Source organism: Streptomyces sp. NPDC026062 (assembly GCF_055568375.1).
Genome location: NZ_JBVHOQ010000002.1, coordinates 1 through 18,786, shown reverse-complemented (window position 1 = coordinate 18,786; position 18,786 = coordinate 1). Strand labels below are relative to the sequence as shown.

Genomic DNA, 18,786 nt, shown 5'->3' with positions numbered 1-18,786 from the left:
TGCTGTACACAACCGGACTCCGGGGCCGAAACCCCGTCGTTCGGTGTTCCGTCACTCTTGTACGGTCGGGGGGCAGTCGCCAGAGTTGCAGAGGGTTGCAACCATTGTGCGGAGTTGCGGTGACGGGGCCCCCACACCGGCAGGATGGGGCCGGTAGCCCCTTGACCAGGGCTCGGCACAGGCAAGAGGGGAATCCGGCATGGAGACAAGCCCGGTCGACGTGATGCGGCTCGGTGCCCAGGAGCCCGGCCGGGCCAACCGCCTGATCCACCGGGCCCGCGCGGCGAAAATGGCCGGTGACCGGATGCTCGCGGCACCCCGGGCCGCCATCGGGGCCTCCTGGGACCGGGCGATGCGCAGTGGAATCGATCCGGAACAGAGCACCCACAGCGTGCCGCTGGAGGTGGACGAGGTCGAGCACCGGCGCCGGAGCTCCGCACTGGGCGAGGTGATGCCGTTGCTCAGCGACGGCCTGGTGAACATCGCGGACGCCTCCCAGCAGATCATGGTGGTCACCGATGTGGAGGGCCGGGTGCTGTGGCGCCAGGGCAACACGGGGGTGCTGCGGCTGGCGGACGCCATCTGCCTGGCCGAGGGCGCCGCCTGGGCGGAGGAGACCATCGGCACCAACGCGATCGGTACGGCGCTCGCCGCGCGCGCCCCGGTGCAGGTGCACTCCGCGGAGCACTTCGTCCGCAGTCTGCACGGGTGGACCTGCGCGGCGGCACCGGTGCGCGATCCGCGCGACGGCCGGCTGATGGGGATCGTCGACATCAGTGGTCCGGCGGCCACCTTCCATCCGGCGACGCTCGCCCTGGTCGGTTCGGTCGCACGGCTGGCCGAGAGCGAGATCAGGACCCAGCACCTGCAGTCGATCGACCGGCTGCGGTCGGTGGCGGCGCCGATGCTCTGCCGGCTGGGCGGCCGGGCCCTGGCGGTGGACGGCAACGGCTGGCTGGCCGCGGTCACCGGGATGCCTCCGGTGGACCGGCTCCCGCTGCCGAAGTCCCTGGAGCCGGGCCGGGTGTGGCTGCCCTCGCTCGGGATGTGCCGGGTGGAGCCCCTGCCGGGCGGCTGGCTGGTGCAGGTGGCGGACGGGGCGATGGACAGCCCTCCGCGCCGGGTCGTGCTGAATCTGAGCCTGCCGGGGAGCCTGGCGGTGAATGTGGTGAGCCCGGTGGGCACCCGGACGCAACGGCTCTCCCCGCGCCACGCCGAGCTGCTGTACGCGCTGGCCCTGCACCCGGAGGGGCGTACGGCGTCCGAGCTGGCGGAGGACCTCTTCGGCGATCCGACCAGGACGGTGACGGTCCGGGCCGAGATATCGCGGCTGCGGCGCCATCTCGCGGAGGTGCTGGCGCACCGCCCGTACCGCTTCGGGGAGGGGGTCGAGGTGGAGGTGATCCGCCCGGAGTATCCGGGCGATCTGCTGCCCCGGTCGAAGGCACCGGTGGTGGTGGCGGCGCGCAGCGCCCCTTGACCACGCTTTCCCGCGGAATCACGGTTGTCGCAGGTCGGCCCTCCCCCACAGGATCACCGTTCCCGCAGGTCCGGTGCGCCCCGCTTCCGGGTACCGGCTTGGGCCCGGGCGCCGGGGCATGGTTTTCTGGCAGTCATGAGCAACCCCGAACACCCGTCCGGCCCCGCCCTCGCCGAGGTGACCATCTGGTCCCTGGAACAGACCTCGCCCGACGATCTGCGGCCCTCGGCCGTGCCCGGGGCGGACGTACGGATCGTCCGGTCGGAGGTGCCGCTGCCCGAGTTCAGCCGCTTCCTCTACACCGCGGTCGGCGGCGACATCCAGTGGACGGACCGGCTGTCGATGTCGTACGCGCAGTGGGAGGAAGTGCTGGGGCGGCCCGGCGCGGAGACCTGGGTGGCGTACGCCGACGGGACGCCGGCCGGATATGTGGAGCTGGACCCGCAGGACGACGGCACGGTCGAGATCATGTACTTCGGTCTTCTCCCGGCCTTCCGGGGACGCCGGATCGGCGGTCATCTGCTCTCGTACGGAGTCGCGCGCGCCTGGGACCTGGCGGAGCGGTGGCCGGAACGGGACGCGACGAAGCGGGTGTGGGTGCACACCTGCTCCAAGGACGGGCCGCACGCCATGGGCAACTACCTGCGCCGGGGCTTCCGTCTGTTCGACACCAGGACGGAACTGGAGCCCGAGGTCGTGACTCCCGGCCCGTGGCCGGAATCCGGCCGGCCGTAGCTTCCGCAGCAACTCCCTTAAGAAATGCACGTGGTTGTCCGGTTTTCCGGCCGGCAGGCGCCCGTCACACGCGTGACGGGCGCCACATTGTCTCAACTGTCGGGACAGTCTCGTCCACATCATGGATAGTGGTGGACTGCTCCGAGATCCGCGTGACACGCTTCCGTCATGTCTGGAACTGGAATTGCCTTGGTGAGTCGACGCCACGTCGACCTCGGCCGCATGTCCAGCGCCATCTGTCCGGCGAGCTGAGATTCCCAGCACCGCCGCGATCCACTTTTCTCTGCACATCCTGCGCACCGCCGCGCCCAGACGCGAGTGTGCAGTTCAGAGCCGCCCTCCCGCAGTCCCGAAGGACGTACTGTCATGGCCGCTACCCCGGAACAGCCCGCGCCCGCCACGCCGCGCCGCAAGGCAGGACGCCACCGCGGCGAAGGCCAGTGGGCGCTGGGGCACTTCACCCCGCTCAACGGCAATGAGCAGTTCAAGAAGGACGACGACAGTCTCAACGTGCGGACACGCATTGAGACGATCTACTCCAAGCGCGGGTTCGACTCGATCGACCCCAACGACCTTCGCGGACGCATGCGCTGGTGGGGTCTGTACACACAGCGCCGGGCCGGGATCGACGGCGGGAAGACGGCGGTCCTGGAGCCCGAGGAGCTCGAGGACAAGTACTTCATGATGCGGGTCCGCATCGACGGCGGACGGCTGACGACCACACAGCTGCGCGTCATCGGCGAGATCTCCGAGCAGTACGCCCGCGGCAGCGCGGACATCACCGACCGTCAGAACGTCCAGATGCACTGGATCCGCATCGAGGACGTCCCGGCGATCTGGGAGAAGCTGGAGGCGGTCGGCCTCTCCACCACCGAGGCCTGCGGCGACTGCCCCCGTACGATGATCGGCTCCCCCGTGGCCGGTATCGCCGCGGACGAGATCATCGACGGCACTCCGGCGCTGGACGAGATCCACGAGCGCTACATCGGAAGCCCCGAATTCTCCAACCTGCCGCGCAAGTTCAAGACCGCGGTCTCCGGTTCCCCGGTGCAGGACGTGGTGCACGAGATCAATGACATCGCCTTCGTCGGTGTCGAGCACCCCGAGCACGGTCCGGGCTTCGACCTGTGGGTCGGCGGCGGCCTCTCCACCAACCCGCGCCTCGCCGAACGCCTCGGAGCCTGGGTCCCGTTGGACGAGGTGGCGGATGTGTGGGCCGGAGTCGTGGGGATCTTCCGCGACTACGGATACCGCCGGCTCCGCAACCGCGCCCGGCTGAAGTTCCTGGTCGCCGACTGGGGGGTCGCCAAGTTCCGTCAGGTGCTGGAGGACGAGTACCTCAAGCGTCCGCTGCTGGACGGTCCCGCGCCCGCGGAGCCCAGCAGCAAGTGGCGCGACCACATCGGTGTCCACCCGCAGCAGGACGGACGTTTCTACGTCGGTTTCGCGCCCAGGGTCGGACGGGTCGACGGCTCCACCCTCGCCAAGATCGCCGAACTCGCAGAGGAACACGGCTCCGGCCGGGTCCGCACCACCGTCGAGCAGAAGATGATCATTCTCGATGTGGAGCAGGACCGTGTCGACTCCCTGTCGGCCGGCCTGGAGGCGCTCGGTTTCCAGGTGAGGCCCTCCTCGTTCCGCCGGGGCACGATGGCCTGCACCGGCATCGAGTACTGCAAGCTCGCGATCGTCGAGACGAAGGCGCGCGGCGCCGCGCTCATCGACGAACTGGAGCGCCGCCTGCCGGAGTTCGACGAACCGCTCACCATCAACATCAACGGCTGCCCCAACGCCTGCGCCCGCATCCAGACCGCGGACATCGGCCTCAAGGGCCAGCTCATGCTGGACGACGAGGGCAACCAGGTGGAGGGCTACCAGGTACACCTCGGCGGCGCGCTCGGGCTGGAGGCCGGATTCGGCCGCAAGGTCCGTGGTCTGAAGGTCACTTCGGCCGAACTGCCCGACTATGTCGAGCGGGTCCTGGCGAAGTTCCAGGAGGAGCGCGAGGACGACGAGCGCTTCGCGACCTGGGCGGCCAGGGCGAGTGCGGAGTCGCTGTCATGAGCGAGCGCGCCGCGCCGTTCCACTGCCCCTACTGCGGCGAAGAGGACCTGCGCCCGCACGAGGCGGGGCACGGGGCCTGGGAATGCGCTTCCTGCAACCGGGCGTTCCAGCTGAAGTTCCTGGGCCTGCTGACCCGGGGGCCGGCGCGCAACGACGGCGAAGGGGACGGGATATGACGGACACTCAGCGGACCGGGGACCTCACCGCGACGGAGCTCCGGGAGCTGGCCGAGCGGGCCGGCCGGGAGCTGGAGGACGCGCCCGCGCCGGAGATCCTCCAGTGGGCCACCCGCACCTTCGGCAGCCGTTTCTGCGTCACCTCCTCGATGGAGGACGCGGTCGTCGCCCATCTCGCCTCCCGGGCGCTGCCCGGGGTGGACGTGGTCTTCCTCGACACCGGCTACCACTTCCCCGAGACGATCGGCACCCGCGACGCGGTGGAGGCCGTGATGGACGTCAACGTCATCACGCTGACCCCGCGACGGACCGTGGCCGAGCAGGACGCCGAGCACGGGCCGAAGCTGCACGACCGCGACCCGGACCTGTGCTGCAAGCTGCGCAAGGTCACCCCCCTCCAGGAGGGGCTGACCTCGTACACGGCGTGGGCGACCGGGCTGCGCCGTGACGAGTCCCCCACCCGGGCCGGCACCCCGGTGGTCGGCTGGGACGAGAAGCGGCAGAAGGTCAAGGTCTCGCCGATCGCCCGCTGGACCCAGGACGACGTCGACGCGTACGTCGCCGAGCACGGGGTGCTCACCAACCCGCTGCTGATGGACGGTTACGCCTCCGTGGGCTGTGCCCCCTGCACCCGGCGGGTGCTGGAGGGTGAGGACGCGCGGGCCGGACGCTGGGCCGGGCGCGGCAAGACCGAATGCGGGCTGCACGACTGATGACGAATGATCAGGAGACTTCGATGAGCGTGACGGAGACGGGCGCCACCGTCTGGCTGACCGGTCTGCCGAGCGCGGGCAAGACCACCATCGCGTACGAACTCGCCGGGCGGCTGCGCGGCGAGGGCCACCGGGTGGAGGTGCTCGACGGCGACGAGATCCGCGAGTTCCTCTCGGCGGGCCTCGGCTTCACCCGCGAGGACCGGCACACCAACGTCCAGCGGATCGGCTTCGTCGCCGAACTCCTGGCGGCCAACGGCGTGAAGGTGCTGGTCCCGGTCATCGCCCCGTACGCGGACAGCCGCGACGCAGTCCGCAAGCGGCACCAGGCCGAGGGCACCGCATATCTGGAGGTGCACGTCGCCACTCCGGTCGAGGTGTGCTCGGTACGTGATGTGAAGGGGCTCTACGCCAAGCAGGCGGCGGGCGAGATCAGCGGGCTGACCGGGGTGGACGACCCCTACGAGGCCCCGGAGTCGCCCGATCTGCGGATCGAGTCCCACCAGCAGACCGTGCAGGAGTCCGCGGCGGAGCTGTACGCGCTGCTGAGCGAGAGGGGTGCAGCGTGACGACCGTCGCGACTGTGTCGGAAGGCACCGACAATCCGTACGCACTCAGCCACCTGGACTCACTGGAGTCCGAGGCGGTGCACATCTTCCGTGAGGTGGCGGGGGAGTTCGAGCGGCCGGTGATCCTGTTCTCCGGCGGCAAGGACTCGATCCTGATGCTGCATCTGGCACTCAAGGCGTTCGCGCCCGCGCCGGTGCCGTTCGCGCTGCTGCACGTGGACACCGGGCACAACTTCCCCGAGGTCCTGGAGTACCGCGACCGCACGGTCGCCGAACACGGACTGCGGCTGCATGTCGCGTCCGTCCAGGAGTACATCGACGCCGGGAAGCTCCGTGAGCGCCCCGACGGCACCCGCAACCCGCTGCAGACCGTGCCGCTGACCGAGGCGATCCAGCAGCACCGCTTCGACGCCGTGTTCGGCGGCGGCCGCCGCGACGAGGAGAAGGCACGCGCCAAGGAGCGGGTCTTCTCGCTGCGCGACGAGTTCTCCCAGTGGGACCCGCGCCGCCAGCGCCCCGAACTGTGGCAGCTCTACAACGGCCGGCACGCCCCCGGTGAGCACGTCCGGGTCTTCCCGATCTCCAACTGGACCGAGCTCGACGTATGGCAGTACATCGAGCGCGAGGGCATCGAGCTCCCCGGGATCTACTTCGCCCATGAGCGCGAGGTCTTCAACCGTTCCGGCATGTGGCTGACCGCGGGCGACTGGGGCGGCCCCAAGGAACACGAGACGGTCGAGACCCGTCAGGTGCGCTACCGCACGGTCGGCGACATGTCCTGCACCGGTGCCGTCGACTCCGACGCCACCACGCTGGACGCGGTGATCACCGAGATCGCCGCCTCCCGGCTCACCGAGCGGGGCGCGACCCGCGCCGACGACAAGATGTCCGAGGCAGCGATGGAAGACCGTAAGCGCGAGGGGTACTTCTAAAATGACCACACCTACTCAGTCGGCCGAGCAGTTGTCGACCACCACTCTGCTGCGGTTCGCCACCGCGGGGTCCGTCGACGACGGCAAGTCCACCCTCGTCGGACGGCTGCTGCACGACTCCAAGTCGGTCCTCACCGACCAGCTGGAGGCGGTCGAGGACGCGTCCCGCAAGCGTGGCCAGGAGGCGCCGGACCTGGCGCTGCTGACCGACGGGCTGCGGGCCGAGCGCGAGCAGGGCATCACCATCGATGTCGCCTACCGCTACTTCGCCACCCCCCGGCGCCGGTTCATCCTCGCCGACACCCCGGGCCATGTGCAGTACACCCGGAACATGGTGACGGGCGCCTCCACGGCCGAGCTGGCCGTGGTCCTGGTCGACGCACGCAACGGCGTCGTCGAGCAGACCCGCCGGCACGCCGCCGTCGCGGCCCTGCTGCGCGTCCCGCACGTGGTGCTGGCCGTGAACAAAATGGACCTGGTCGATTACGCGGAGCCGGTGTTCGCCGCCATAGCGGAGGAGTTCACCGCCTACGCGGCCTCCCTCGGCGTCCCGGAGATCACCACGATCCCGATCTCCGCCCTGGCCGGCGACAACGTCGTGGAACCCTCCGCGCACATGGACTGGTACGGCGGCCCGACCGTCCTGGAACACCTGGAGACGGTCCCGGTCAGCCATGACCTCACCGCCTGCCACGCCCGATTCCCGGTCCAGTACGTGATCCGGCCGCAGACCGCCGAGCACCCCGACTACCGCGGCTACGCGGGCCAGATCGCAGCCGGGGTGTTCCGCGTCGGAGAGCCCGTCACCGTGCTGCCCTCGGGCCGTACGTCCACGATCGCCGGGATCGATCTGCTCGGGGCCGGCGTGGACATCGCCTGGGCCCCCCAGTCGGTGACCCTCCGTCTGGCCGACGACATCGACGTGTCGCGCGGCGATCTGATCGCCCCGGTGAACGACTCCCCCGCCGTCACCCAGGACGTCGAGGCGACCGTCTGCCACGTCGCGGACCAGCCGCTCACCGTGGGCCAGCGGGTCCTGATCAAGCACACCACCCGCACGGTCAAGGCGATCGTCAAGGACATCCCCTCGCGGCTGACCCTGGACGACCTCTCCCAGCACCCGGCACCCGGCCGGCTCGTCGCCAACGACATCGGCCGGGTCGTCGTCCGCACGGCCGAGCCCCTCGCGCTCGACGCGTACGCCGACTCCCGCCGCACGGGTTCCTTCCTGCTGATCGACCCGGCGGACGGCACCACCCTCTCGGCCGGGATGGCGGGCGCCTCGTTCGCGGCCGTCGCTCAGGCCGGGGCACCGGCGGACGACGACGCGGAGTGGGACTTCTGACATGAGCACCGACGTCTTCTCGACCTTCGCGAAGGAGGGCGGCCGTGTCGGCAGCGGCGCCCTCGGCAGCGGCCAGGGCGGGGTTGCGCGATGTGCGCGTTGACGTACGCGCACTGCCTGCGCGCCCGGCAGCATCAACCGCACCGCCTGTACCGCCAGTTCAGACGAAGACCTGCCGACTTCCCGGCCGCGTCCCCGGACTTCCGAGGGACGTGAGCACCGGGCCTCCGAGAGGAAAACCTCCCGTGTCTGCCCCCCGTACCACGCTGCGCCGCAGCATTGCCGCTGCCGCCGCCCTGCCCCTGCTCGCCGTGGCGCTCACCGCCTGCGGCTACGGCTCCGAGGCGAACGACGACGACGCCGGGAAGGCGAACGTCGCCGCCGACGGAAAGAAGCTCTCCGCCGACACCGTGCGGATCGGGTACTTCCCCAACCTCACCCACGCGACCGCGCTCGTGGGCGACCAGGAAGGTCTGTTCCAGAAGGAACTCGGCGGCACCCGGCTCAAGACCTCGACGTTCAACGCGGGCCCGTCCGAGATCGAGGCGCTCAACGCCGACTCGATCGACATCGGCTTCATCGGCCCCTCGCCGTCCATCAACGGATACACCAAGTCCAGCGGCAAGAACCTCCGGATCATCGGCGGTTCGGCCTCCGGCGGCGTGAAGCTCGTCGTCAACCCCGACAAGATCAAGACCCTGGACGACCTCAAGGGCAAGAAGATAGCCACCCCGCAGCTCGGCAACACCCAGGACGTGGCCTTCCTCAACTGGATCTCCGAGAAGGGCTGGAAGGTCGACGCCCAGAGCGGCAAGGGTGACGTCTCCGTCGTCCGCACGGACAACAAGGTGACCCCGGACGCCTACAAGTCCGGTTCCATCGACGGCGCCTGGGTTCCCGAGCCGACCGCCTCCAAGCTGGTCGCCGAGGGTGCGAAGGAGCTGCTGAACGAGTCGAAGCTGTGGCCCGACGACAAGTTCGTGATCACGAACATCATCGTGTCGCAGAAGTTCCTCAAGGAACACCCGGACGTCGTCGAGGCGGTGCTGCGCGGCTCGGTGAACACGAACGCGTGGATCAACGCCAACCCCGGCAAGGCGAAGGCCTCCGCGAACACCGCGCTGAAGAAGCTCACCGGCAAGGAGCTGCCGGCCGAGATCATCGACCCGGCCTGGGAGTCGATCCAGATCACCGACGACCCGCTGGCCGCCACGCTCGACGCGCAGGCCGAGCACGCGGTGAAGGCCGGCCTGCTGGAGGAGCCCGACCTCAAGGGCATCTACGACCTGAAGCCCCTGAACAAGGTCCTCAAGGCCGCGGGCAAGCCCGAGGTCGCCGACGCCGGTCTCGGCGTCAAGTAACCAGCCGCTCGAAGACCCCAGGAGGTGACGACCATGGCGAACACCCTCACCAAGGCCGAGGACCGTGTCGAGGTCGGGCACGCCGCCCGTATCGCACATGTCTCGAAGTCCTTCGCCGGACCCACGGGAGCGCAGCTGGTCCTGGACGACATCACCCTCGATGTCGCCCCGGGCGAGTTCGTCACCCTCCTGGGAGCTTCCGGGTGCGGAAAGTCGACGCTGCTCAACCTGGTGGCCGGACTCGACCGCCCGACCGGGGGGACCATCGAGACCCCCGGCGGGCGGCCGGCCCTGATGTTCCAGGAGCACGCCCTGTTCCCGTGGCTGACCGCGGGCAAGAACATCGAACTGGCGCTGCGGCTGCGCGGCGTGCCGAAGTCGGAACGCCGTACGGAGGCGGAGCGGCTGCTGGAGCTGGTGCGCCTGGGCGGGGCGTACGGCAAGCGCGTGCACGAGCTGTCGGGCGGGATGCGGCAGCGGGTCGCGATGGCCCGCGCGCTCGCCCAGGACAGTCAACTGCTGCTGATGGACGAGCCGTTCGCGGCACTCGACGCCATCACCCGGGACGTGCTGCACGACGAGCTGACCCGGATCTGGCGCGAGACGAACGTCTCGGTCCTCTTTGTCACGCACAACGTGCGTGAGGCGGTCCGCCTCGCCGAGCGTGTGGTGCTGCTCTCCTCCCGCCCCGGCCGGGTCGCCCATGAGTGGAAGGTCGACATCGAGCAGCCGCGCCGTATCGAGGACACCGCGGTGGCGGAGCTCTCCGTCGAGATCACCGAACAACTGCGTGGGGAGATCCGCCGTCATGGCCAGCACTGATATCAAGTCGGGCGCACCGGAGTCCGGCGGGATCGGGCCCGGCGCGGGAAAGCAGGACGACCTGGCCGGTCTGGAGGCCGGTCTGGACGCGCTGGACGCCGTACAGGTGCACCGGACCCCGGTGCGCGAGGTGCTGCTGCGCAAGGTCCTGCCTCCGCTGCTGGCGGTCGCCCTGGTCATCGTCGTGTGGCAGCTGCTCGTCTGGGCGCAGGTGACCGAGGACTACAAGCTGCCCTCGCCCGCCGCGGTCTGGGACAGCGTCGGCGACATGTGGCGGCAGGGGACCCTGCTGGAGGTGGTGTGGACCAGCGTCTCGCGCGGTCTGCTCGGCTTCCTGCTCTCGGTCGCCATCGGTACGCCGCTCGGACTGCTGGTGGCCCGGGTGAAGTTCGTCCGTGCCGCGATCGGCCCGATCCTGTCCGGGCTGCAGTCCCTGCCGTCCGTGGCCTGGGTGGCACCGGCCGTGATCTGGCTCGGCCTGAACGACTCGATGATGTTCGCGGTCATCCTGCTGGGCGCGGTGCCTTCGATCGCCAACGGTCTGGTCTCCGGCGTCGACCAGGTACCGCCGCTCTTCCTCCGGGCGGGCCGGACCCTGGGCGCGACCGGTCTCCGGGGCACCTGGTTCATCGTCATGCCGGCGGCCCTGCCCGGGTATCTGGCAGGACTGAAGCAGGGCTGGGCCTTCTCCTGGCGCTCGCTGATGGCCGCCGAGATCATCGCCTCGTCGCCCGATCTGGGCCTGGGTCTGGGGCAGTTGCTGGAGAACGGCCGCAACAACGCGGACATGCCGGGGATCTTCCTCGCCATTCTCCTGATCCTGTTCGTCGGTATCGCGATCGATCTGCTCATCTTCAGCCCGCTGGAGCGGTGGGTGCTGCGCAGCCGCGGTCTCCTCGTGAAGAGCTGAGTGCCATGACCAGGAATCCGGTGCTCCTCGTCATCGCCCACGGCAGCCGTGATCCCCGGCACGCGGCGACCGTGCACGCGCTCACCGCGCGGGTACGGGCGCTGCGGCCCGGCCTGCGGGTGGAGACCGGTTTCCTGGACTTCAACGCGCCGTCGGTGCCCCGGGTCCTGGAAGGGCTGGACGCGCGGGGGGCGGGTGAGGTGGTGGCGCTTCCGCTGCTGCTCACCCGCGCCTTCCACGCCAAGTCCGACATCCCGGCGGTCCTGCGGGAGGCACGCGCGCGGCTGCCCAGGCTGCGGGTGCGGCAGGCCGAGGTGCTGGGCCCGTCGCCGCTGCTGAACGCCGCTCTTGAGCGGCGGCTGCACGAAGCCGGGGTCCGCCCCGGCGACCGAAGCTCGACCGGGCTCGTCCTGGCCTCGGCGGGCTCCACAGACCCGGAGGCGATCGCAGTGATCGCTGAAATCGCGCGGGAGCTGCGGCACACCGGTTGGTGTTCCGTGCGGCCTGCGTTCGCCTCCGCATCCCATCCCCGTACCGAGGACGCGGTACGGGCCCTGCGGGCCGACGGTGTGCGCCGGGTGGCGGTCGCCCCGTACGTGATCGCGCCCGGCCGGCTCCCGGACCGCATCGCGGCGGGAGCGGCCGGGGCCGGGGCGGATGTGCTGGCCGGTGTGCTGGGCCCGTCGCCGGAACTGGCGCGGCTGCTGCTGGACCGGTACGACGAGGCGCGGCTCCTGGACGCCCGGAACACCCGGGTCAGCGCGTAGCGGACCGCCGTTCGGCCCGGGGGTGCGGCTCAGCCCTTGTCCAGGCCGCCCGTGCGCGTCCGCTTGAGTTCGAAGAAGTCCTCGCAGCCGGCGAGCACCCGGAAGCTGTCGAACAGCCGGGCCGCCTCCTCGCCCTTCGGCACCGCCCGCAGCACGGGTCCGAACCACACCGTCCCGTCGACGTGGAGGGTGGGCGTGCCCACGTATCCGTCGGCCGCCGGGTCCTTTCCCGCGTCGTGACTGCGCCGTACCGCCTCGTCGTACGCCGGGTCGTGCGCGGCCTCGGCCAGTTCGGCGGGCAGTGCGAGCTCGTCGAGGGACTCGGCGATCACCTCGTCGAAGTCCTCGCGTCCCTGCTGATGGATGCGGGTTCCATAGGCCGTGTACAGGTCTCGCAGCACGCCGTCGCCGCGAAGTCCGGCCGCGGCGACGGCGACGCGAACCGGATTGACCGACTTGTCGACCAGGGTGCGGTACCAGTCGGGGAGTTCGTTGCCGGTGTTGTGCAGGTGGAGGCTCATCGCGTGGAAGCGGAGTTCGATGTCGCGCCGCTGTTCCACCTCCAGCATCCAGCGGGAGGTGATCCAGGCGAACGGGCAGGCCGGGTCGAAGAAGAAGTCGACAACGGCCCTGCCCGTGTCCGGGCTGCGGTGAGTGGTCATGGAACGACCCTAGCCAGCCGGTGGCTCACCCCCACGGGCCATTCGGCATCCGGGGAGCTGGGCCACTTCTATGCGGCGGTCCACTGCGGATCGCGGCCGCTCAGGGCCAGGGCGCGAGTGAAGTCGTCGGCCCCGGCGTCGACGGCGACCTCGTCGGCGAAGCCCTCGTACCGGCGGTAGAGCGCCGCGGTCCGTTCGACGATGCCCAGGACATGGGCGGCGGCCTCGTCCGAGAGCCGGAACTCCTGTCCGGTGGCCCGGGCCACGTCCCAGCCGTGCAGGGCCGTCTCCTCGATGAGCATCGCGGCCGTGTCCGCGGCCGGGGTGGCCGACGCCCCGGTGCCGATCTCGCCCTCCCAGGCGGCGGGGTCCGACCAGGCGGCGACCGCGCGGTCCAGCTGGGCCGCGTACTGCCCGGCCCAGTCGTCGTCGGCCGTGAAGTCACGGGCCGTGAGCTCCTCGGGGATGTCCGTACGCAGGGCGCGGTGCTCCATGCCGTGCGAGGTGTACAGCACCCAGTGGTTGATGAGCCCTCGGACGTCCCAGCCGGCGCAGGGGGTGACGGGGGCGTCGAGCTGTCCGGGGCGGATGCCCTGGGCCACGCGGGCGGCTTCGGCGGCGCATTCGGTCATGTGGGTGTGCTCGGTCTTCATGGGCAGCACGTTAGGGAGGACCACCGTCCCCGGTCTTGAAGAAACGCGACAGGGAGCGGCCGAAGGGGCGCCGGAGAACCGGACTAATGTTCATACATGACCACATCGCTCGTTTCCCCCGATCGTTCCTTCCTCCTCGGCGGCGAACTGCCGGTGCGCCGTCTCGGCTACGGCACCGCCCAGCTGACCGGCCCCGGCTACTGGGGCCCGCGCGGGGACCGCCAGGACGCGCTGACGGTGCTCCGGTCGGCGGTCGAGCAGGGGGTCACCCTGATCGATACCGCTGACAACTACGGCCCGGAGGTGGCCGAGGAGCTGGTGGCCGATGCGCTGCACCCGTACCGCGACGACCTCGTGATCGCCACCAAGGGGGGTGTCGTACGGACCAGCGACAGCGACTGGCACATCGCGGGACGGCCCGAGCAGCTGCGCGCCATGTGCGAGGCCAGTCTGCGCAGGCTGCGGACCGACCGGATCGACCTGTACCAGCTGCACCGGCTGGACCCGCAGGTGCCGATGGCCGAGCAGCTGGGCGCTCTGGACGCGTTGCGGCAGGAAGGTAAGATCCGGTACATCGGTCTGGACACCCTCACCGCCGAGCAGCTGGAGCAGGCGCTCTCCCTGACCGGGATCGCCTCGGTGCAGAACCGCTTCAATCTCCTCGACCGCGCGTCGGACGCGGTGCTGAAGGTGTGCGAGGCCCATGACCTGGCGTTCCTCCCCTGGTTCCCACTGGCCGACGGAGCGCTGACCGGCGAGAGCGCCACCGAGCTCGACAAGGTCGCGCAGGGCCACGGTGCCACCCGCGGGCAGATCGCCCTCGCCTGGCTGCTGCACCGTTCCCCCGTGCTGTGCCCGACCCCGGGCACCGGTTCACCCGTCCATCTCGCGGAGAACCTGGGGGCGCGGGAGATCCGGCTGACGACCGAGGACATGAGCCGCCTGGAGGCGCTCGCCGCCGAATGAAGGAGTACCCGCACGTGACCACGACCGCCCCCGCCCCCCAGCACACCCCGGCCGTCCCGGTGCCGGTGATCCGGGCCGACCAGGTCTCTCTCGTACGGGACGGGAAGGTGCTGCTCGACTCGGTCTCGCTGACCGTCCGGAGTGGGGAGCACTGGGCCCTGCTCGGTGCCAACGGCGCGGGAAAGAGCACCCTGCTCGGGCTGCTGGGCGCGGTCACCCATCCCACCCGGGGCTCGGTCGAGGTGCTGGGGCGCACGCTCGGGCGGGTCGATCTGCGGGAGCTGCGGACTCTGCTGGGGCATGTCGATCCGCGTCATCCGCTGCGTTCCCCGCTGACGGTGGGCCAGGTGGTGCTGACCGGCCTGACCAACTCGGTCGAGCCGGTCCCGCGCTGGTCGCCCGGTGCCGGGCAGCGGGAGCGGGCCGAGCGGCTGCTGAAGATGCTGGGCATGGGCGGCAAGACGCAGTCACGCTGGCCGGCGCTCTCGCAGGGCGAGCGCGGCCGTACGCTCATCGCCCGCGCGCTGATGCCGCAGCCCCGGCTGCTGCTGCTCGACGAGCCGGCCACGGGGCTGGATCTGGCGGCCCGCGAGCAGCTGCTGGAAAGCCTGGACGCGCTGCGCGAAGAGCATCCGGAGCTGGCGACGGTGCTGGTCACACACCATCTGGAGGAGCTGCCCGCGTCGACCACGCACGCGATGCTGCTGCGCGGCGGGCGGTGCATGGCCCGGGGGCCGGCCGGCCAGGTGCTGACCACCGATCAGGTCAGTGACTGTTTCGGCCATCCGGTACGGATCACCCGCACCGACGGACGGTGGACGGCGCGCGCCCAGCGGGCGGCCCGTCGCTGACCCCTCACCCCGAGGTGGCCACCGCGTCGACGAAGGGGGTGGCCTGGTGGTAATAGAGCAGCCAGCCCGACTCGGTGAGCCTCCACAGCGAACTGCGGTGGGCGCGCCTGCCCTTGGCCTCGGTGTCGAAGGTGACATGGACGAGATCGTCGGCGAGCTGGACCCCGCGCATCCGTGAGGCGGTGAGCTGTCCGGGCCGCGGGGCCTCGTCGGAGATCAGCGCGGTGATGACCATCGCGCGGTCCCAGCGGCGGCCTGTGGTGTCCACCTCGTAGAAGTCGGGGTGGAGAACCTGGACGAGGAGTTCGGTGGAGGCCCGGACCACCGGGTCGAGGAGGCGGAGTTCGCCTTCGACCGCTGCGGCCACGCCGGGCAGCGGCTCGCTCATGCGCTGCCTCCGGCCGTTCGCGCGGGTGCGGTGGGCTGCTTGCGAGGCCCGGCCGCGGTGGGCCTTTGGCGGCCGTTTCCGCTCGTCCGGGGCGGCGGCGCCGCGTACATCGTCATGGGCACACCATAGGACGATCTTCCCGCACCGTCCGGCCGCCGCGCCCCGTGGGGGAGAGCGCGGTGGCCGCCGGCGGGAAGGCGCCCCGGTGCGACCGGCCGGTGTGTGGGGGGCGGAGTCGGCCGCCCCCCACACGCCGGACCGTTCTACTCGACGATCTTCAGCAGCTTGTTCGCCGTTCCTTCGGTGGCGTCGCTGATGGCGTCCGGGGTGGCGCCGTCGGTCAGAGCCGTCGCGACCTCCTCCGGGGTGGCGTCCGGGTGCCCCGCCAGATAGACGGCGGCGGCACCGACGACGTGCGGGGTCGCCATGGACGTACCGGAGATGGTGTTGGACGCGTCGTCGCTGTCGTTCCACGACGAGGTGATGTCCGAGCCCGGGGCGTAGATGTCCACGACCGAGCCGTAGTTGGAGAAGTAGGACTGCGTGTCGTCCACGGTGGACGAGGCGACCGTGATCGCCTCGGGGACGCGCGAGGGGGAACCCTCGCCGGCGTCGCTGGAGTCGTTTCCGGCGGCGACCGCGAAGGTGACGCCGGAGGCGATGGCCTTCTGGACCGCCGCGTCGAGTGCCTCGTCCGCGCCGCCGCCGAGGCTCATGTTGGCGACGGACGGACCCTCGTGGTTCTCGGTGACCCAGTCGATTCCGGCGACGACCTGCTCGGTGGTGCCCGAGCCGGAGTCGTCGAGGACCCGGACGGCGACGATCTTGGCCTGCTTGGCGACGCCGTACGTCGCCCCGGCTATGGTGCCGGCCACGTGGGTGCCGTGACCGTTGCCGTCGTCGGCGCTGTCGTCGTTGTCCACCGCGTCGAAGCCCGAGCTGGCCCGGCCCTCGAACTCCTCGTGCGTGGTGCGGACCCCGGTGTCGATGACGTACGCGGTGACGCCCTCGCCCGCGCTGTCCGGGTAGGTGTACGCGTTGTCCCCGGCGGTCTCCGCCTGGTCGATGCGGTCCAGGCCCCAGGACGGGGGGTTGTCCTGGGTGGCGTCGATGTGGAACTTCTTGTTCTGGACGACCTTGGAGACGGCCGGGTCGGCGGCGAGGCGCTTGGCCTCGGTCTCCGAAAGGCCGCTGGCGGAGAAGCCGTTGATGGCGGAGCTGTAGTTGCGCTGCAGCTTGCCGCCGTACTCCTTGGCGAGCTTCGCCTTGTCGGCCTTCTGGTCCAGCATCACGATGTAGCTGCCGGAGACGGCCGTTGCCGCGTCGGCGCCGTAGACCTTGCCCATCGCGGGGGCGGGGGCCGCTCCGGCGACCGGGCCGGACAGCAGGGTGACTCCGGCCGCGGCGGCCACCGCGGTGATGGCTGCGGTCAGCTTGAACCGGCGTGCGTGCTTGTGAATTGCCATGAAGAGGGGTCTCCTCGTCATTCTTTGTGGGGGGATTGACCCCCGGCCGGAAGATCTCCGGGGGTTGATTCGAAACCCTTACTGATTGACACGCACAGATCAAGACCCCTCTGGCGCCTGTGACTTCCTCAACAACGGTTCGTCACAGAAAAACGACCGGCCGCACCCAAATCCGTCACAAGCCCCCACAGTCACGGCGGTTGCTTCAGCGGTCGGGAGCCCCGCGCGCAGAGCTCCGCCCCGTCCATGACGTCTCGTCACGGACGGGGCGGAGCCGGGAAAGCGCGGAGCCGGGAAGGCGAGAAGGCCAGAAGGTTCAGCGCCGGACGATCCGGACCCCGGTCACGCCCATCAGCCCGGCCAGGGGGACATCCGATGCCGTCTGCGCGGGGTCGACGGCCAGACCGCCGCCGCGCACCAGGTCGAGCAGCCTCTCGGCGAGCGGCATCACCATGTGCCGTCCCCAGCAGCGCTCGGACACATGGCCGAAGGGCAGGTAGCCGGGCAGGTCGTCCGGATCGAGACCGTCCCAGCGCTCCGGCCGGAACACGTCGGGGTCCTCCCAGAGCGCGGGGTCGCGGTGGCTCAGCAGGGGCAGGAGCAGGATGTCGTCGCCGGGCCCGATCCGGGGATCGAGCCCGGGATACTCCGGGGAGGCCCTCCGCAGGATGTTCCAGGAGGGCGGCAGCAGCCGCAGGGACTCGTGAATGATGTTCCGGTTCGGCGTCGCGTCGTCGAACGGCGATCCGAGCCAGAGCGCGTTGGCCACGAGTGTCGAGACGGTGAAGCAGACGGGAGCCGCCCCTCGGCGGTAGAGGCCCATGGCGTAGCGGCGGTCCCCGTAGCCCTTGGCCTCGGCAGTGAGTCCGGCGATGGCGGAGACGGGGGCGCCGGGCCGGAGCCGTCCCGGCAGGGCCGCCCCGGCGGCGATGACCGACCAGGTCAGCCGGGGCGTCAGCTCCAGGACGCGGTCCATCAGGACGCGCAGCCGGTAGGGGTCGGCGCCGAGGATCAGATCACGCAGGTACACGTGGCCCACGTGCGGCCACTCACCACTAAGGTCGGCGTTCCCGGGAACGGGCTTCTTCAGGGCGGTACGGACATCGCGGCCGACGGCCTGCATGACGGCGGCGGCCTCGGCCCGCGAGACGGACCGCCCGTGGAGGGGCTTGAAGGTCGGCCGCTCGGCCTCGGTGGCGGGCCGGGCCGCGAGGATACGGTCCATCAGGCCGGCTCCGGCCACACCGACGGTGTCGGAGTCGAGCCGGAAGACCTCCTCGCCCCGGTGCTCTCGCAGGAGCGCCTGGAGTCTCGGCGCGAAGGCGACGTCCCGGGCACGGCTGCCGGTACCGGATATCTGCATCGTGGTCTCCAAGAGGCGGGAGGCGCCCGTGCCCGGCGGGCCTGTGGGGCCGCACCGGGCACGGGCTCCGGCCGAGGGGCGGTGCCCCTCGGCCGGCTGGACTCGTCTGCCGGCTCAGTACCAGAGGTACCAGGCGTACGACTTCAGGCTCTTCTCCGGCGTCATCTTGTTCTTCAGCTGAAAAAGGAACTTCATAACAGCACCTCCATCTTTTGCTGTGAATTTACCTGCACGGAAACACGGCTTGGCCATGTCCGTGATCCGGACTTCCCTTTCGAGGAATTCCGCATCACTCCCGACCGCCGACAGGAGTACAGCCCAGAGCAAATGATGTTGTCAATGAGCGTTTTCAGAGTGGCCACCGGTCGGGTGACGATGCGGTGTGGGACCGGGGTGCACAACGGACAGGGCTCCCGTGCCGTTGAGGGACGTGTTCGACGCCTCAACTCAGCAACCCAGGAGCCCTGATGGTTCCCTATCCTGCCGCACTCGACCTGCCTCACGCCCTGGTCGAGTGGGTCACCATGGTCATCCTCACCCGTGAAGGTGACTGCCGGTGCAAA

Annotated in this window: 21 protein-coding genes and 1 pseudogene; 16 read left to right on the top strand and 6 right to left on the bottom strand. The window is 70.4% G+C overall.

Annotated elements, in window-relative coordinates; translation table 11 throughout:
- The first annotated feature begins 199 nt into the window (after positions 1–199).
- From ACZ4LX_RS01800 to ACZ4LX_RS01740, 13 genes are all read left to right on the top strand, one after another.
- On the top strand, positions 200–1,480 hold the full coding sequence (locus tag ACZ4LX_RS01800; RefSeq protein WP_467636994.1) for a helix-turn-helix domain-containing protein: 1,281 nt from the start codon (positions 200–202) through the stop codon (positions 1,478–1,480).
- A gap of 135 nt (positions 1,481–1,615) precedes the next feature.
- Positions 1,616–2,215 (top strand): GNAT family N-acetyltransferase, encoded by a 600-nt coding sequence (locus tag ACZ4LX_RS01795; protein ID WP_467636991.1) that lies wholly within the window; start codon positions 1,616–1,618, stop codon positions 2,213–2,215.
- 168 nt (positions 2,216–2,383) lie between these two features.
- Positions 2,384–2,467: a putative leader peptide gene (locus tag ACZ4LX_RS01790; RefSeq protein ID WP_309486338.1), complete on the top strand. Its 84-nt coding sequence runs from the start codon at positions 2,384–2,386 to the stop codon at positions 2,465–2,467.
- A 114-nt stretch (positions 2,468–2,581) separates the two neighbouring features.
- Positions 2,582–4,279 (top strand): nitrite/sulfite reductase, encoded by a 1,698-nt coding sequence (locus ACZ4LX_RS01785; protein ID WP_467636987.1) that lies wholly within the window; start codon positions 2,582–2,584, stop codon positions 4,277–4,279.
- Positions 4,276–4,455, top strand: coding sequence for a hypothetical protein (locus ACZ4LX_RS01780; protein WP_467636984.1), 180 nt, complete (start codon positions 4,276–4,278; stop codon positions 4,453–4,455). Before ACZ4LX_RS01785 ends, ACZ4LX_RS01780 begins: the two co-directional genes overlap by 4 nt.
- Positions 4,452–5,168, top strand: coding sequence for a phosphoadenylyl-sulfate reductase (locus ACZ4LX_RS01775; protein WP_467636981.1), 717 nt, complete (start codon positions 4,452–4,454; stop codon positions 5,166–5,168). The genes ACZ4LX_RS01780 and ACZ4LX_RS01775 overlap by 4 nt, the downstream gene beginning before the upstream one ends.
- Positions 5,169–5,191: 23 nt before the next feature.
- The gene (gene cysC, locus ACZ4LX_RS01770; RefSeq protein ID WP_401961581.1) at positions 5,192–5,737 is read left to right on the top strand and encodes an adenylyl-sulfate kinase; all 546 of its coding nucleotides are present in this window, start codon (positions 5,192–5,194) and stop codon (positions 5,735–5,737) included.
- Positions 5,734–6,669, top strand: coding sequence for a sulfate adenylyltransferase subunit CysD (gene cysD, locus ACZ4LX_RS01765; protein WP_467636977.1), 936 nt, complete (start codon positions 5,734–5,736; stop codon positions 6,667–6,669). The genes cysC and cysD overlap by 4 nt, the downstream gene beginning before the upstream one ends.
- Before the next feature lies 1 nt (position 6,670).
- Positions 6,671–8,014: a sulfate adenylyltransferase subunit 1 gene (locus ACZ4LX_RS01760; protein ID WP_467636974.1), complete on the top strand. Its 1,344-nt coding sequence runs from the start codon at positions 6,671–6,673 to the stop codon at positions 8,012–8,014.
- Positions 8,015–8,259: 245 nt separating this feature from the next.
- Entirely contained in the window at positions 8,260–9,375 is a 1,116-nt protein-coding gene (locus ACZ4LX_RS01755) for an aliphatic sulfonate ABC transporter substrate-binding protein (protein WP_467636971.1), read from the top strand.
- Positions 9,376–9,408: 33 nt separating this feature from the next.
- Positions 9,409–10,197: an ABC transporter ATP-binding protein gene (locus ACZ4LX_RS01750; RefSeq protein ID WP_467636967.1), complete on the top strand. Its 789-nt coding sequence runs from the start codon at positions 9,409–9,411 to the stop codon at positions 10,195–10,197.
- Positions 10,184–11,107, top strand: a complete 924-nt coding sequence (locus tag ACZ4LX_RS01745) for an ABC transporter permease (RefSeq protein WP_467636964.1) — start codon at positions 10,184–10,186, stop codon at positions 11,105–11,107. The genes ACZ4LX_RS01750 and ACZ4LX_RS01745 overlap by 14 nt, the downstream gene beginning before the upstream one ends.
- A gap of 5 nt (positions 11,108–11,112) precedes the next feature.
- Positions 11,113–11,874: a sirohydrochlorin chelatase gene (locus tag ACZ4LX_RS01740; protein ID WP_467636957.1), complete on the top strand. Its 762-nt coding sequence runs from the start codon at positions 11,113–11,115 to the stop codon at positions 11,872–11,874.
- Positions 11,875–11,903: 29 nt separating this feature from the next.
- Here the strand turns inward: ACZ4LX_RS01740 and ACZ4LX_RS01735 are convergent, their stop codons facing one another.
- A complete protein-coding gene (locus tag ACZ4LX_RS01735; protein WP_467636953.1) occupies positions 11,904–12,536 on the bottom strand; it encodes a mycothiol-dependent nitroreductase Rv2466c family protein in 633 nt (210 codons plus the stop codon).
- 68 nt (positions 12,537–12,604) lie between these two features.
- Entirely contained in the window at positions 12,605–13,189 is a 585-nt protein-coding gene (locus ACZ4LX_RS01730) for a TIGR03086 family metal-binding protein (protein ID WP_467636946.1), read from the bottom strand.
- Between the two features lie 96 nt (positions 13,190–13,285).
- Between ACZ4LX_RS01730 and ACZ4LX_RS01725 the strand changes: the two genes are divergently transcribed.
- The gene (locus ACZ4LX_RS01725; protein ID WP_467636943.1) at positions 13,286–14,155 is read left to right on the top strand and encodes an aldo/keto reductase; all 870 of its coding nucleotides are present in this window, start codon (positions 13,286–13,288) and stop codon (positions 14,153–14,155) included.
- Positions 14,156–14,169: 14 nt separating this feature from the next.
- The gene (locus ACZ4LX_RS01720; protein WP_467636938.1) at positions 14,170–15,006 is read left to right on the top strand and encodes an ABC transporter ATP-binding protein; all 837 of its coding nucleotides are present in this window, start codon (positions 14,170–14,172) and stop codon (positions 15,004–15,006) included.
- A gap of 4 nt (positions 15,007–15,010) precedes the next feature.
- On the opposite strand, the gene ACZ4LX_RS01715 is transcribed toward ACZ4LX_RS01720, so the two are convergent.
- From ACZ4LX_RS01715 to ACZ4LX_RS01700, 4 genes are all read right to left on the bottom strand, one after another.
- Positions 15,011–15,394 (bottom strand): nuclear transport factor 2 family protein, encoded by a 384-nt coding sequence (locus ACZ4LX_RS01715; protein ID WP_467636935.1) that lies wholly within the window; start codon positions 15,392–15,394, stop codon positions 15,011–15,013.
- Between the two features lie 263 nt (positions 15,395–15,657).
- The gene (locus ACZ4LX_RS01710; RefSeq protein WP_467636931.1) at positions 15,658–16,860 is read right to left on the bottom strand and encodes a S8 family peptidase; all 1,203 of its coding nucleotides are present in this window, start codon (positions 16,858–16,860) and stop codon (positions 15,658–15,660) included.
- A gap of 316 nt (positions 16,861–17,176) precedes the next feature.
- The gene (locus tag ACZ4LX_RS01705; protein ID WP_467636927.1) at positions 17,177–18,223 is read right to left on the bottom strand and encodes a cytochrome P450; all 1,047 of its coding nucleotides are present in this window, start codon (positions 18,221–18,223) and stop codon (positions 17,177–17,179) included.
- A gap of 114 nt (positions 18,224–18,337) precedes the next feature.
- On the bottom strand, positions 18,338–18,418 hold the full coding sequence (locus tag ACZ4LX_RS01700; RefSeq protein WP_362637633.1) for a tryptorubin family RiPP precursor: 81 nt from the start codon (positions 18,416–18,418) through the stop codon (positions 18,338–18,340).
- A gap of 272 nt (positions 18,419–18,690) precedes the next feature.
- On the opposite strand from ACZ4LX_RS01700, the pseudogene ACZ4LX_RS01695 reads away from it, so the two are divergent.
- A pseudogene (locus tag ACZ4LX_RS01695) lies at positions 18,691–18,786 on the top strand (IS5/IS1182 family transposase); the annotation flags it as partial.